At 61.6% G+C, this 13,690-nt stretch carries 14 protein-coding genes; 5 read left to right on the top strand and 9 right to left on the bottom strand.

Features of this window, described 5'->3' with window-relative positions:
- The first annotated feature begins 47 nt into the window (after positions 1-47).
- Complete coding sequence (locus FN060_RS06620; protein ID WP_142587391.1) at positions 48-1,304, top strand: DUF763 domain-containing protein; 1,257 nt, start codon at positions 48-50, stop codon at positions 1,302-1,304.
- A 44-nt stretch (positions 1,305-1,348) separates the two neighbouring features.
- The gene (locus FN060_RS06615) at positions 1,349-2,317 is read left to right on the top strand and encodes a TIGR03885 family FMN-dependent LLM class oxidoreductase (protein WP_142587390.1); all 969 of its coding nucleotides are present in this window, start codon (positions 1,349-1,351) and stop codon (positions 2,315-2,317) included.
- A 14-nt stretch (positions 2,318-2,331) separates the two neighbouring features.
- On the opposite strand, the gene FN060_RS06610 is transcribed toward FN060_RS06615, so the two are convergent.
- The 5 genes from FN060_RS06610 to FN060_RS06590 form a co-directional block, all read right to left on the bottom strand.
- Positions 2,332-3,531, bottom strand: coding sequence for a pyridoxal phosphate-dependent aminotransferase (locus FN060_RS06610; protein ID WP_142587389.1), 1,200 nt, complete (start codon positions 3,529-3,531; stop codon positions 2,332-2,334).
- A 20-nt stretch (positions 3,532-3,551) separates the two neighbouring features.
- A complete protein-coding gene (locus FN060_RS06605) occupies positions 3,552-4,187 on the bottom strand; it encodes a TetR family transcriptional regulator C-terminal domain-containing protein (protein WP_142587388.1) in 636 nt (211 codons plus the stop codon).
- A gap of 114 nt (positions 4,188-4,301) precedes the next feature.
- Positions 4,302-5,543 (bottom strand): MFS transporter, encoded by a 1,242-nt coding sequence (locus FN060_RS06600; protein ID WP_183950003.1) that lies wholly within the window; start codon positions 5,541-5,543, stop codon positions 4,302-4,304.
- 259 nt (positions 5,544-5,802) lie between these two features.
- Positions 5,803-6,807, bottom strand: coding sequence for a cytochrome d ubiquinol oxidase subunit II (gene cydB, locus FN060_RS06595; RefSeq protein WP_142587387.1), 1,005 nt, complete (start codon positions 6,805-6,807; stop codon positions 5,803-5,805).
- Positions 6,797-8,212 carry a cytochrome ubiquinol oxidase subunit I gene (locus FN060_RS06590; protein WP_142587386.1) on the bottom strand — a complete coding sequence of 472 codons (1,416 nt, stop codon included), beginning with the start codon at positions 8,210-8,212 and terminating at the stop codon, positions 6,797-6,799. Before FN060_RS06590 ends, cydB begins: the two co-directional genes overlap by 11 nt.
- A 295-nt stretch (positions 8,213-8,507) precedes the next feature.
- On the opposite strand from FN060_RS06590, the gene FN060_RS06585 reads away from it, so the two are divergent.
- Complete coding sequence (locus FN060_RS06585) at positions 8,508-8,777, top strand: hypothetical protein (protein ID WP_142587385.1); 270 nt, start codon at positions 8,508-8,510, stop codon at positions 8,775-8,777.
- 40 nt (positions 8,778-8,817) lie between these two features.
- Here the strand turns inward: FN060_RS06585 and FN060_RS06580 are convergent, their stop codons facing one another.
- Positions 8,818-9,573: an endonuclease/exonuclease/phosphatase family protein gene (locus tag FN060_RS06580; protein WP_142587384.1), complete on the bottom strand. Its 756-nt coding sequence runs from the start codon at positions 9,571-9,573 to the stop codon at positions 8,818-8,820.
- A gap of 61 nt (positions 9,574-9,634) precedes the next feature.
- Between FN060_RS06580 and FN060_RS06575 the strand changes: the two genes are divergently transcribed.
- Complete coding sequence (locus FN060_RS06575; RefSeq protein WP_142587383.1) at positions 9,635-10,579, top strand: lysylphosphatidylglycerol synthase domain-containing protein; 945 nt, start codon at positions 9,635-9,637, stop codon at positions 10,577-10,579.
- Here FN060_RS06575 and FN060_RS06570 read toward each other — a convergent pair.
- The gene (locus FN060_RS06570) at positions 10,559-12,061 is read right to left on the bottom strand and encodes a phospholipase D-like domain-containing protein (RefSeq protein ID WP_142587382.1); all 1,503 of its coding nucleotides are present in this window, start codon (positions 12,059-12,061) and stop codon (positions 10,559-10,561) included. The two genes, FN060_RS06575 and FN060_RS06570, sit on opposite strands and share 21 nt — an antisense overlap.
- 444 nt (positions 12,062-12,505) lie before the next feature.
- Between FN060_RS06570 and FN060_RS06565 the strand changes: the two genes are divergently transcribed.
- Complete coding sequence (locus FN060_RS06565) at positions 12,506-13,012, top strand: ferritin-like domain-containing protein (protein WP_142587381.1); 507 nt, start codon at positions 12,506-12,508, stop codon at positions 13,010-13,012.
- Between the two features lie 11 nt (positions 13,013-13,023).
- Here the strand turns inward: FN060_RS06565 and FN060_RS06560 are convergent, their stop codons facing one another.
- Positions 13,024-13,221 carry a hypothetical protein gene (locus tag FN060_RS06560; RefSeq protein ID WP_142587380.1) on the bottom strand — a complete coding sequence of 66 codons (198 nt, stop codon included), beginning with the start codon at positions 13,219-13,221 and terminating at the stop codon, positions 13,024-13,026.
- 165 nt (positions 13,222-13,386) lie between these two features.
- On the bottom strand, positions 13,387-13,602 hold the full coding sequence (locus tag FN060_RS06555; protein WP_077545886.1) for a hypothetical protein: 216 nt from the start codon (positions 13,600-13,602) through the stop codon (positions 13,387-13,389).
- Positions 13,603-13,690: the final 88 nt, after the last annotated feature.

Here is a 13,690-nt window from a genome sequence, read left to right as displayed (position 1 = left end):
GTTCTCGGATTCCAGCTATATAAGCTTGATCTGGAGAAGGACCGGACATGGCACAGAGAGCAGGCAGCGCTGATCTTCCGCTTCACGGCGGCCGCGTTCCGCAATGGCTCGGGCAGCGCATGACCCGCCTCGGTGCGCTGATCACCGAGGCCGTGGTCCACCACTACGGTCGCGACGAATTCCTCCGCCGCATGGCGCATCCATTCTGGTTCCAGTCCTTCGGCGCCGTGATGGGGATGGACTGGCATTCTTCCGGCATTACGACTAGCGTGATCGATGCCCTGAAGCGCGGGCTGACGCCGCTTTCGGCGGAGCTCGGCATCCATGTCTGCGGCGGACGAGGACAGCATTCGCGCAGGACACCGGACGAACTCACGGCAATCGGCGATCGCATCGGGATCGACGGAGCGTCTCTCGCCACCACCAGCCGGCTCGTCGCCAAGGTCGACAGTGCGGCCGTGCAGGATGGCTTCGATCTCTATCTGCACGGGTTCATCGTGACCGACGACGGGAAATGGGTGGTGGTGCAGCAGGGAATGAACGGCGACCGGCGACAGGCCCGGCGTTATCACTGGCTGTCGGAGGGGCTGGAGAGCTTTCTGGACTCGCCCCATGCGGCCATCGAGGGGCAAGAGCAGGGCCGGATCGTCAACCTGGCCGACCGGCGAGCGGATGCGTCCCGCATGTCGCAACTGGACATGCTTAAAAGCCTCGGGCCGGACCGGATCGTCAGCGAGCTCGTTTCACTCGAGCGGCGCGAAAAGCCGGGCGATGTATCGCAGCCGATGCTGCCACATCTGGTCATGCCGGCCCATCACGATGTCCGCGAGAAGGACGTCAACATGAAGCGTCTTCACGGCACCCTGGCAGCGGCGGCGGACCGTGGACCCGCCGACTTCCAGCAATTGCTGCTCACGCCCGGTGTCGGCGCGCGCACGGTGAAGGCGCTTGCCATGGTCGCGGAAGTCGTTCACGGCGCCCCCTGTCGCTTTTCCGACCCCGCGCGCTTCTCGCTCGCTCACGGTGGCAAGGACCGCCACCCGTTTCCCGTTCCGCTCAAGGTTTATGATGAGACGATACGGGTAATGAAGTCCGCGGTCAGCAAGGGCAGGTTGGGTCGAGAAGAGGAATTGCAGGCGCTGAAACGGCTGGACGATCAGGCGCGGCGCCTGGAGCAATATGCGACTGGCCCGGATCTCAAGGAAATCGTGGTTGGCGAATTTCGCGATTCTCACGCCCTGGGCGGACGCAGCATCTTCGGGTGGGAAGAGGAACTCAAAGCCCGCAGCTTGAAGCGCGGCTGACGGTTTCAACGGAACCAAGCGAGCGTTTCCGCCTTCTAGGTGCCATGACGATCATCGGTTACCACGCGTCCCACGAGCAGTTTTCCCCAAGCGAACTCGTCGCTTGCGTCCAAGCGGCGGAAAATGCCGGCTTCGGAGCTGTCATGTCCTCCGATCATCTGGCGCCCTGGAGCGAGCGGCAGGGACAGTCAGGTTTCGTCTGGACCTTCCTCGGTGCCGCCATGCAGGCGACGAAGACGATACCCTTTGGGCTGATTACCGTACCGATGGGCTGGCGATATCATCCCGTGATCACCGCCCAGGCGGCGGCGACCCTTGGAGAACTCTTCCCTGGCCGCTTTCCCTGGATGGCAGTCGGGAGCGGACAGGCCCTCAGCGAGCACGTGGTCGGGGAACGCTGGCCGTCCAAGCCCGAGAGGAATGAACGACTCCTGGCTGGGGTCGAGATCATCCGGTCGCTGTGGGACGGCAACACGGTCAGTCGCGAGAGCCCCATTCTGGTGGATGAGGCAAGGCTCCATACCTTTCCGCGAGAGGCTCCGAACGTGATTGCCGGCGCACTTTCCATCGCCACGGCCGAATGGGCGGGGAAATGGGCGGACGGGCTGATAACGATCAACCAGCCGCGAGACAAGCTGGCCCAGATTGTCGAGGCTTTCCGTCGTGGCGGCGGTGAAGGAAAGCCGGCCTATCTTCAGGTTCACGTTTCCTATGCCCCGACTGACGCAGAAGCCCGCGAGAACGCATACGATCAGTGGCGGAGCAATACGCTGCCCGCCGCAGTCGCCGAGACGCTCAGGACGCCGGAGGAGTTCGATGCTGCCTGCGCCCGGGTCAGGCCCGAAGATATGGACGAGTTCGTCCGCATCTCGGCCGATCCCTCTCGCCACGTTGCGTGGCTCGAGGAAGACATGGGCATGGGTTTCGAGCAGATCTACGTCCACAATGTCGGACGCAATCAGTTGCAGTTCATCGATGTCTTCGGTGCGCAGGTCATTTCACGGCTGAAATGACCTGCCTTCGCCGCTTAGGCGGTCGCGCGTCGTCCTTCCGGCGCCATAAGGCGATCGGCTAGGTCCGAGATGCGCTTCATGGCGATGAGCAGCGTGTCGTCGGGAACCGTGAGGGAGATGCGCAGGAAGCCGTTGGCCTGCCGGCCGAACGATCCTCCGGGCATGACCGCGACACCTTCCTGCTGCAGAAGCTCCCAAGCAAATTGAAGCCCGGTGAGGCCGGTTGCGGAGATGTCGAGAAGGATGAACATTCCTCCTTCCGGCAGCATGGGTCTCACAAGATTGTTGCCGGCGAAAGCCTGGGCTGCAATCTCCGCGCGCCGGCGGTAGTTGGCGCGCATGGTCGGCGCCATGTGGAAGTCCTGCGAAAGCGCGAGCGCCGTCATATCTGCAATGAACGGCTGGACACCAAAGAGCATCGTCTCGGAGACGGGAAGCAAGCGGTTGCAGAACTCTGCAGGGCCTGCGGCCCAGCCGCTGCGGAAGCCCGGCGCCGCATGGGACTTGGAGATCGACGAGACCACGATGGTCCGCTCTGCCAGTTCCGGCATGTCGAATGGCGATGCAAACGAGACGTCATCGAATACCAGTTGCTCATAGACCTCGTCGCAAACGATCCAGAGGTCGTGCTTGCGGCAGACTTCCCCGATCGCGTAAATTTCACTGGCGGTCAGTACTGCGCCGGTCGGATTGTGCGGTGTATTGAGGAGCACCACGCGTGAGTTGGGCGTGATCGCCCGTTCCAGGTCCTCGGCCTGCATGTGGAACTGCTTCTCAGGACGAAGCGGAACCATAACCGGTTGGGCACCGGTGGAGGCGATCACCCCTTCATAGGTTGCGTAGAGCGGGTCGCCGACGAGTACAGCGTCACCGGTTTCGACCAGGCCCGTCATTACGGCGTAGAGGGCTGTTTGGGTGCCGGGGAAGCAGAGGAAGTTCTCCTCCGACACGCCGGTGCGGCGCTTCGCATACTTCTCGACCAGCGCCTTCAGTACGGAGGGCTCGCCGCGTCCATTCGAGTAACGGATGCGTCCGGAATGCATGGACCTCGTCGCCTCGTCAAGGAGCGCCTTGTCCGGCGCGACATCCGGCTCGCCGATAGTGAGCTCGATGATATCGGCGTCTTCCTGCTTCATCTGGCGAGCGGCGGTGTGCACCGCCCAGCGGCCGGAACCGAGATCGGCAAGACGGTCTGTTATGGAGGCGTAGCGCATTTTAGGTCCTCTGTTCATCTTCAAGCCAAAGACAGATCGCCAGGTGGAAGCCTCAGCAGAGCCTCCACCGAGACGATGGCTGTCCCGGCAATTTCGTTGTCTTCGAACATGTCCGGCGCGAGCGTCCCTTCGAGCCAGAGGCCGTCGATCAATCCGTTCAGCGCAATCGCGTAGGAGCGGCACTCGCCGGCGCTCACCGTCCGCTTGCCGTCTGCAAAGAAGTCCGAGAGTAGTTTTTCCAGCTCTCCGAGGAAAGCCAGATAGCTCTCGCGATGAATGGCGGCGAATGCGGAATCGAGCGGGATGTGGCTGATGAAGGCTGCCCACAGGGACAGCGTCCGGCTGTCGGTCACAGGTGGCGTGACGTTCGCGACGATGAACTGGCGCAGCCGGGTCCGCGGGTCATGTCCTTGAGCCGCAGCCGTGGTGGTCTGGGTGATGCCGTTCATCAACTGCCGGTAGGCAGCCTGGAGCATCTGGTCCTTGGTCGTGAAGTAGTGACGGATCAAGCCGGGCGTCACACCGGCGCGCGCCGCGATCTGGCGCACGGTCGCGCCCTCTATTCCAGCTTCCGCAATACAGTCGAGCGTTGCTGCGAGGAGATCTTCTCGCCGCTCGCCTTCGCTGGCACGGTGATAACTGCGGCGCGTAGTCATGCAAGCCTTGGTTCAGCGAGAGAGGGGACATCCGATAGCGACACAGCAAATCACGTTCGTGTTCATCGTGTTTGCTGTTGTTATACGTTTGGATAATAACCTGCAAGCGCCAAGTCAGCGGCGTCCATTGGCGAGCCGGGTCGCGGCAGGCAGGCGACGCAGGTACAGCATGGCAGCAGCGCCGACGAAAGGTCCGATGGCAAGCACGGAGAAAGTCCATTGCCATCCGCCCAGCAATTCGGCCAACCTGGGCAGCGCCCAAATCATGCCGATCGTCAGCGCGAAACCCATGCCCATCTGCAGGGACAGCGCGGTGCCGATGTAATTGCGGTCGGCAAGTTCGGTGAGCGCCGCCGAGAACTGTGCGGAATCGCCGATGATGCTGATCCCCCAGACCACGACCACCATGGCGAGGAGCCACATCGGTCCGTCATAGACGAAGCCAACGGTCAACGCGCAGAGGCCGGAGGCGATCATCATGCCGGCCGTCGTCGCCGTGCGTCCGATGCGATCCGAAAGCACGCCGCCGGCGAAGCAACCGAATACCCCGAGAGCCACGGTGGCAAAGGTCAGGAGGGACGCATCCTGCGCCGTGCCGTAGTCGCCGGCCTCGAAAGCTGCGGTCAGATAGGTCAAGAGCCATGCCCACATGGCATAGAGTTCCCACATGTGACCGAGGTATCCGATATTCACGAGGGCAACATGGCGGTCGCGCAGAACACGGCCGATCTGGCGTGGGTCGAACGTAGCCTTGCCGTATGGGAACGGACCTTCTCTCACGCAAAGCAGGAAGAGCACCATGCTTACGAGGGCGGCGATGGTCGACAGCACGACGACCTGTTGCCAGGCGATTCCGGAGGTCGTGCCACGGAAAAGATGCGGAAGAGCTGACCCGGCGGTTATCGCTCCGATCACGGCGGCGAAGGCAAGGCCGCGGCCGGCCACGAACCAGGTGGAGACGAGCTTGAGCGCCGGTGGATAGACACCGGCAAGCGCGAAACCGGTGATGATCCGGCAGAGGATCGCGATGATGGGAGGCGGCTCCAGCAAGAGGGCAGCATTGGCGATGACGGCCAATGCAGCCGATCCGGCCATGAGGCGGTTCATTCTGATCAGGTCCGGCAGATTGAAGAGGCTCGCAAGCAAGGCGCCGGTGACGAAGCCGATCTGGACCCCATTGGTCAGCCAGGTCGCTTCAGCGGTCGAGAGGTTCCAGGCGCGGGTCAGCTCTGGAGCGATGGCGGTCGCTGAAAACCAGGTCGAGAAGGACAGGACGACCGCACAGCAGAGAAGGGCAAGGGTCGTCCAGCGTTGGCGCGCTTCGCTATCCCGTTGCACCAGTGGTTCTGCGGCCAAGTCCCGTCGCCTCCTTACATGCCGATGCGCCGCATCCCGCGTCCGCTCAAATGTCAGGCGACTGTAACCTGTTTGACGGTGGCGTCCAGCCGCTGCGTCCCGCTTGGTGGCAGGTGGTGTCGGCGCGCACAGGGTCGAGAGATGGACTACGTGCCGAGCCAGAGCTTGATGACCAGACCCACCACAGTTACTGCAAGGACGCCCGCCAGCCACAGGCCGACGAACCACGCAAGCCGCCTGAGGGTCCCAGACGCTGCCATCAGTGGTAGCCTTCCTCGGGGTTCACCTTGCCCCGGAACACCCAGTAGGCATAGGCGGTGTAGGCGAGGATCAGCGGCACGAGGACCAGCGCACCGACCAGTAGGAAGGCGAGGCTCTCGTCGGGAGCGGCAGCATCCCAGATCGTTACCGAGGTGGGGACAATATAGGGATAGAAGCTGATCCCGATCCCGGCATAGCCGAGCACGAAGAGACCAAGCGACGCAATGAAGGGGCGGCTGTCGTGATGGGTGCGCAGGCCGTGGGCCAGCACCAGGAAGCAGGCGGCGACCAGAGCGGGGACGATCAGGCTGAAGGCTGCCGTCGGCCAGCTGAACCAGCGCTGGAGGTAGAGCGGCTCGAGGAAGGGCGTCCAGAGGCTGACGACACCCATGGCCACCAGCGTGGCGACCCCGGCCACATAGGCATAGCGCCGTGCTCTTTCCGCCAGTTCTCCGCTCGTCTTCATGATCAGCCAAGTCGCCCCGAGCAGCGCATAACCGATCAGGACGGCTAGCCCAGTGGCTACGGAGAAGGGCGTGAGCCAGTCCCACCAGCCGCCCGTATACGCCCGGTTCTCGACCGGGATTCCCTGCACCAGTGCCCCCAGCGCCACGCCTTGGGCAAAGGCTGCAACCACCGACCCACCCGTGAAGCCCCAGTTCCAGAGAGGCTCGGCCCGTTTGGTGCGCCAGCGATATTCGAAGGCGACGCCTCGGAAGATCAGCCCGAGCAGCATGGCAATGATTGGAGCATAGAGCGCCGGCAGGATGGTAGCGTAGGCAAGGGGGAAGACGGCAAGCAGCCCGCCGCCGCCGAGGACCAGCCATGTTTCGTTGCCGTCCCAGACGGGCGCAACGCTGTTCATCATCACGTCCTTCTCATGCTTCTCCGGGAAGAACGGGAAGAGAATGCCGACGCCGAGATCGAAGCCGTCGAGGATGACGTAGGCGAGGACCGCGAAGGCAATGATGGCGGCCCAGATGAAGGCGAGATCAAGCTCCATGACGCACTTCCTCGTGTTTGGCTGCCTGGGGGGCAGGCGTAATACCCGCCGTACGGATCGGGCCTTCATCGAGGTCGCCCATCGGATCGCGCGGCAGGCGGGACATCAGCCGGAGAATATAGAAGGTGCCCGCACCGAAGATCAGGAAATAGACAATGATGAAAGCAATCAGCGAGGTGGCAACCGCCGGTGCCGCAATCGGCGAAACGGAATCGGCCGTCAGCAAGTGCCCGTAGACGGTGAACGGCTGTCGTCCTACTTCGGTAGTGACCCATCCTGCCAGGACTGCAACAAATCCTGCAGGCCCCATCACAATCGCAGAGCGGTGGAGCCAGTCGCTGTCGTAGAGCGAGCCGCGCCAACGACAGTAGAGGCTCCACAAGCCGAGGCCGAACATCGCAAAGCCAATGGCGATCATAATGCGGAAGGACCAGAAGACGATCGGGACCGGCGGATGAAGTTCTTCGGGAACTGTGTCGAGACCATCCAGAGGGGCGTTCAGGTCGTGCTTGAGGATGAGACTGGAGAGTTTCGGGATTTCCACTGCGTAGTCGACCCGTTTCTCCTCAGGATTGGGGAGGCCAAAGAGGATCAAGGGAGCTCCATCGGGATGGCTTTCGTAGTGGCCCTCCATGGCCATGACCTTGACCGGCTGATGCTCGAGCGTGTTGAGGCCGTGCATGTCGCCTGCGAGGATCTGCATGGGTGCGACGATCGTCAGCATCCACATGGCCATTGAAAACATCGTTCCCGCGCGAAGCGGCGATGTGCGGCGCAACAGGTGGTAGGCCCCGACAGCCCCCACAACCAGTGCAGTGGTCAGATATGCTGCCAGCACCATGTGCACCAGCCGGTATGGGAAGGAAGGGTTGAAGATGATGGCCCACCAGTCTTCAGGCACAAACTGCCCTGCGTCGTTCATGGCGAAGCCGGCCGGCGTCTGCATCCAGGAATTCACAGCGAGGATCCATGTCGCCGACATCAGCGTGCCGAAGGCAACCATGAGCGTGGCGAAGAAATGCAGGCCGGGGCCGACGCGATTCCTGCCGAACAGCATCACCCCGAGGAAACCGGCTTCGAGGAAGAAGGCCGATAGGACCTCGTAGCCCATCAGCGGACCGATGATTGGCCCGGCCTTGTCGGAGAATACGCTCCAGTTCGTGCCGAACTGGTAGGACATCACGATGCCCGATACCACGCCCATCCCGAAGGCCAGTGCAAAGATCGTTTTCCAGAAGTCGAAAAGCTCGAGATAGACTTCCTGCTTCGTCCACAACCACAGGCCCTGAAGCACCGCCAGATAACTTGCGAGGCCGATCGAGAAGGCGGGGAAGATGATGTGGAAGGAAACAGTGAAGGCAAACTGAACCCTGGCCAGGAGTGTGGCGTCGAGGTTTTCGAGCATCGTCCATCCTCACTTGACAACTGCAGCGACGGGTCGGCGGGTTGAAAAATGGGTTGAATGCGAGGGAGGTCAATACGGGCGGATTGACGCAGAGCGGTCGGAAGAAAGACGGCGCACTCCCGAAGGAGGCGCCGAGTTGGGGAGGGTACTATGACGCTGTCGTCCGCATTCTACAGCTTTCGACGGGTGATCAACCGCGGACGCAGCAGAAAGGTTCCCGCTGTCGAGACAGGTTCCCTCCGGAACAATCGCATCCGGCTCAGGTTCGGATGCGAGATGTCCAAAGGAGGTCAGGATGAGCAAATCGGTAGAGACCACCGACCACAAGGAAATCCGCAACTGGATCGAGGAACGCGGCGCTCACCCGGCGCGCGTTAAAGATTCTGGCGAAGGAGGCATCCTACGGGTGGATTTTGGCGAGCCGGAAGAGTCGCTGGAGCCGATCGAGTGGGATGACTTCTTCGATATATTCGACAAGAACGAGCTGTGCTTCCTCTATCAGGAAGAGACCTCCAGCGGGAAGACCAGCCGGTTCAACAAGTTCGTATCTCGCGGCAAGAGCTGACGAACTCGGCAGAACAGGTTCCCGAGGATTAGCGCGCCATTCAAAGGCGAATGGTCGCCAGCAGCGGCAGGTGGTCCGATGCCCTGCGTGTCAGCGAGGTGGAGATCACTTCCGCGTCGAGCACTTCGATACCCTCCGATACGAAGATGTGATCGAGGCGCATCACGGGATAGCGGGATGGGAAGGTGGGCTGCGGCCGGCGCGGCGCTTCCAGTTGAACATCCTTCATATGCTTCGCGACAAGGCGATAGGAGGCGGACCTGCCGATGGAATTCAGGTCGCCGATGAGGATGCGCGGTTTGTCCGCATTGTCTGCGTTGCCGAGCCAGCCGGGACCGAGGAGTGTTGTCATCTGGCTGACGCGATCCCTGCGGCGCAGGCCCAGGTGAGTATTGAAGACCTGAACGGTCCGATCTCCGGCAGTCACTTCCGTCCACAGGGCCCCCCGCTGCTCTCCCGAGGATGGAAGCATGGCCCCCTTCACGAAGCGCATCGGCAGCGCGGTCAAGACAGCGTCGCCATAGCGTTCTTCCGCCACGTGAAGTGCGGCATGGAAATGAAACTCCATGCGCAGGAGCGACGCGACGATATGGGCCTGATCAGCGCCACCCGTGCGTCGGCGGCCGACATCCAGCTCCTGTAGGCCGATGATATCGGGAGCAATGCTTGCGATCACCTCGGCAATGCGGGCGCAATCGAGCTTGCGGTCGGTGCCGATGCAACTGTGGACGTTGTAGCTGAGGACCTTGAGGATGGTGCCGGGCTTGGCTGGTGGTTGCTGCGGAGTGGCTGACATGAGCGGGGGAACCCGTTTGTCCGGTTTTCGTTCCCCGTCCACGAACTGAGAGAGGGAGCGGATGGTCACGAGGCGACGCGTTATCAAAATCCTGGTTGCGCTGGCGATCGTGGTCGCGGCCTTCCTCGTCTACCGTAGTCTCGGACGCTATAGTGTGGAGGAGATCCGGCTATCGGTAGCTTCCATCCCGCAACAGAGGTTGCTCTTCGCCTTCGCATTCGTGGTCGGCTCCTATACGTGCCTCTCTGGTTTCGACTGGCTCGCCGTGCGCTATGCAGGTCACGCCTTGCCCTATCGACAGGTGGCGCTTGCGTCCTTTTGCAGCCTTTCCATCGGCCACAACGTTGGGATGGCTGCCCTGAGCAGCGGTGCGGTGCGCTACCGCTTCTATTCTCGCTGGGGACTTTCGGGCGAGCAGGTTGCCAAGGTCATCATCTTCTGCGGCGTCACCGTCAGTCTAGGCCTGGTTACCCTTGCCGGTTTAGCGCTGACCATAACACAGGGGCGAGGCGGCGACCTGCTCGGCATCAACGAGGTGACAGCGGTTGCTCTGGGCTGCATCTGCCTCCTGGTGCCGACGTTGTACCTGCTGATCTGCTGGCGCGTAGAACGGCCCCTGATCCTGTACCGGTGGAGCTTCCAGCCACCCTTCGTCTGGCTTGCCCTTGGCCAGATCGCGGTCGGCACGCTCAACTTTGCCTGCGTCGCCGCATGCATCCATCAACTCCTACTGGGCATTTCTGCGGTCAACTACCTGACGGTGGCCACTGCCTACGTCACTGCGAACATCGCTGCCCTGATCAGCCACGTGCCCGGAGGCCTGGGTGTGCTGGAAGCCACCATTCTCGGCGTTCTTCCCATCGATGCGTCGATCGGCGCGCTGGTTGTCTTCCGGATCCTGTACTTCTTCGTTCCGCTGATGGTGGGCGTGCCGACGCTGGTGGCGAGCGAAGCCTATTTTCGCCGCCAGCCGCGCAGGAGGATATCAAAGCAGCCGGCGGGTTAGGCGGGAAAAGCTCCGCTTCGCGAAGGCCAGCATGGGGCGAATTGGCCAGAAGGGCTGCTTCGGATCGATGATACCCGTGCCCACGACGGATTCCGTGTCGCCCTCCTTGGGACCGACATGAAATTGACGCAGCCCGCGCGGGGATGTGTTGAGTGCGTCGATCGCTGCGATGAGGGAGCCTGTGATGCGGATCTGTTCGGACACCTGCTCGGGTGACGCGTCCAGGTGTTCCGCAATGAGATCCTCGCGCACCCGTTCGATCGCCTGGCGTCCTTCAGCGCTATATGTCTCCAGGGCAATATCGCATTCGGTGTCCAAGCCCTCAGACCGGTTATTGAGGTTCGAGGAGCCGACGCGGATGAACCGGTCATCGACGATGATCACTTTCGAATGGACCACGATCTCCCGGTCTTTACCTTGTGCGTCCGGGGTGACCGCATAGTACACGCGCAGCCGGTTGTACCGATCGGCCCGCATAAGCCTGCGGATCAGGCGGTTGCGGTTCTTGCCCATCATCAACTGCTCGAGGAAGCCGTGGGACTCTCGCGTCACGACGACCACGATCTCGGGCCCGCGCGGCTCCTTCAGCCGTCGCGCAATCGTTCTGGCGACACCGAAGGAAGCCAGATATTGCGTCTCGATATACAGGTGGCGCCCCGCAGCGCGTAACGCGTCATGGGTCAGGCGGATGGCTTCCCTGTGGCCGCGCCGACCCTTCCATTTCCATGCTTCGGTCAGGGCCAGTGCCGCAGAGCAATCTCTCAAGGTGGCGTCGAGATCGTCAGGCCAGGGGTTGGGGCCTTCGAGGGCGGGTAGCGGCTGAAGTGTCTCGCCTGTCAGCTTGCGCCACCGGCGCCGCGCGACATCACCTATCAGTACAGCTGCAGGCCCAGTGACAATACTCTGGACATCATGAACCGGGCCATAGGCCGTGCCGTCGGGAGATTTCCGGAGAGGGTTATCAGATCGATGCTCGCGATCATCCCATCTGCGGGCGGTCAGGTCGATCCCGCCGAGAAACGCGGTTTTGTCGTCGATGGCGACGATCTTCTGGTGATGGCTGGCACGCAGCGGATGGTCGAAGTCGAATTTCAGGGTGATCCGCTCGTGGTCGCTCCAATCCATCCTACCGAACATCTTCAGGCTCTTGCCGGAGTAGACGGGCCCCATGCCCCAAACGATCAGCCGCACCTCCAGGTCCGGCCGGCTTTCGACCAGGCTCCGAAGCCGCTCGCCGAGCGTGGGGCAGTCCGGATCTTCCGGTCTCAGTCGAATATCCGGATTGAAGTCCCAGCCGATGATGAAGATAGAGCGCCGGGCATGCTCCAGAACCTGGTCCAGGCGGCGGAAGTAATCGGCTCCGTCGACCAGAAAGGCAGCTTTCTCAGCGCGGGAACTGCGCCATGCATTGTGTCCGGGCTTGATGATTGGATTTGTACGGGATTCCTGGTCTGCCGGAAAAGCGGTTGTTGTCACGTCCACCTACGCACCCCTTGATAGCGATCGTAGATGAACGCGCGCAGGTTACTCTAGTTCCATGAGGTTCAGCCAGCGTACTAGGCGTAGACAGGCGGATCGCTCGTCTCGTCAGGATTGGGTACTGGATCCTCGTCCGGTAGTCGATCTGGTTCAGGCTCGTCGATCGGCGGCAGAGGGTTGAGATCCGGGGCCGGGACTGGCGGGGTTTCGTGGGGCTCTCTTGGATCTGGCGAGTTGATGTCCGTCTCCTTTGTACCTGATCTAGTTCGCGATCGCCGCCGCGCCTATCATCGCGTCTGCGTGGCTCAAGTTCCGCATCAGGCGACCTTGTTCCTTGTCGCTACAATCGATGAACTGCAGATGCCGCCCTAAGTTCCCGTTTTTGTCGGAACCGGTCTGATAAAGGTCGAGTTGAGGGTAAGCGCTCGAGTCCCTGAGGAGATCAAGATGCACATGAAGGATCGCTTTATTGCCTGGCTTCGCGACGCGCATGCGATGGAGGAGCAGGCGCTGACCATGCTGACCGCGCAGGCCAAGCGGATACAGAGTTATCCGGAACTGAAGGCGCAGATAGAGAGGCATGTTCTGGAGACGCAGGAGCATCTGCGTCTTCTCCAGGAATTGCTAGATACCTTACCATCCGGTGGGATTTCGCTGGTCAGGGATCTGACGGGGAGACTGGCGGCAACGGCTCAGGGGCTCGGGGGTGTCCTGACATCCGACGAGGTTGTGAGGGGAGCGATGGCGGGTTACGCTTTCGAGCACATGGAAATCGCTGCCTATCGTGTTCTCATCGCTGCGGCTGACGAACTCGGCGAGGTCGAGGCGAAAGCGGTCTTCGAACGAATACTCCAGGAAGAGATTGCCATGGCCGATTGGCTTGAAGGCAATCTGGACGACACCACACGTCTCTACCTTCTCCGGGACGAGCGAGACCTCCAGGCCAAGCGGTGAGTTGTGGCAACTTATGCCTGCAGGTGAGACCCCAGATCCTTCTCTTCTCGCAGGCCCTGCTGATAGAGTTCGAAGATGCGAGCGGCGAGCTGGTTGGCCGCTTCCCCCTTGCCGTCCACGCCTCGTGCGGCGCAGGCTGCGCTGAACAGCCTCTGCATGCAGGCCAGATCCTGCGGCTCGAATAAACTTCCCTGAATATGCTGAGTCATTGGTGGCCCTCCGTGGTCCGGAGCAACGTCCTGGCGCCATGTGGTCCCGGCGCTTCCAAGGTATGACGCAAAGCCTACTCCTCCCACGGCAACATGCAAGCGCCGTGGGAGGTTAAATTCGTTTACGAACGGCCGATGTCTGAATTCTCACACAGACTTTACAGGTTACCTCTCCAGGTGATTGTCCTGGTGGTCATGAAACTGTTCGGTCTGTACAGTCTTGCTGTCCAGACCGCGCTCTCGCGAATGCTGTGCCTTGTCACGGTTCGACAGGACCATGTTGTCCGGCAGAAGATCCTTGTCCACATCTGTGAGTGCTCCGGTTCCAGAGGACTTCCCGTGCGCGCCGGATCCGATGTGCTTTGAACTCGCGTTCGCCATTGCGATTTCTCCTTCCTGTTTGGGCAGCCGGCGCAAATGAATGCGCCCCATGCCACCTTCACCCAACCACATCGGTGGCGATTTGATC

The organism is Pseudorhizobium halotolerans, assembly GCF_902153235.2.
Taxonomy (GTDB): Bacteria; Pseudomonadota; Alphaproteobacteria; order Rhizobiales; family Rhizobiaceae; genus Neorhizobium; species Neorhizobium flavum.
Note: the sequence above shows the minus strand (reverse complement) of the source record. Positions and strands in the feature narration are given on the sequence as shown.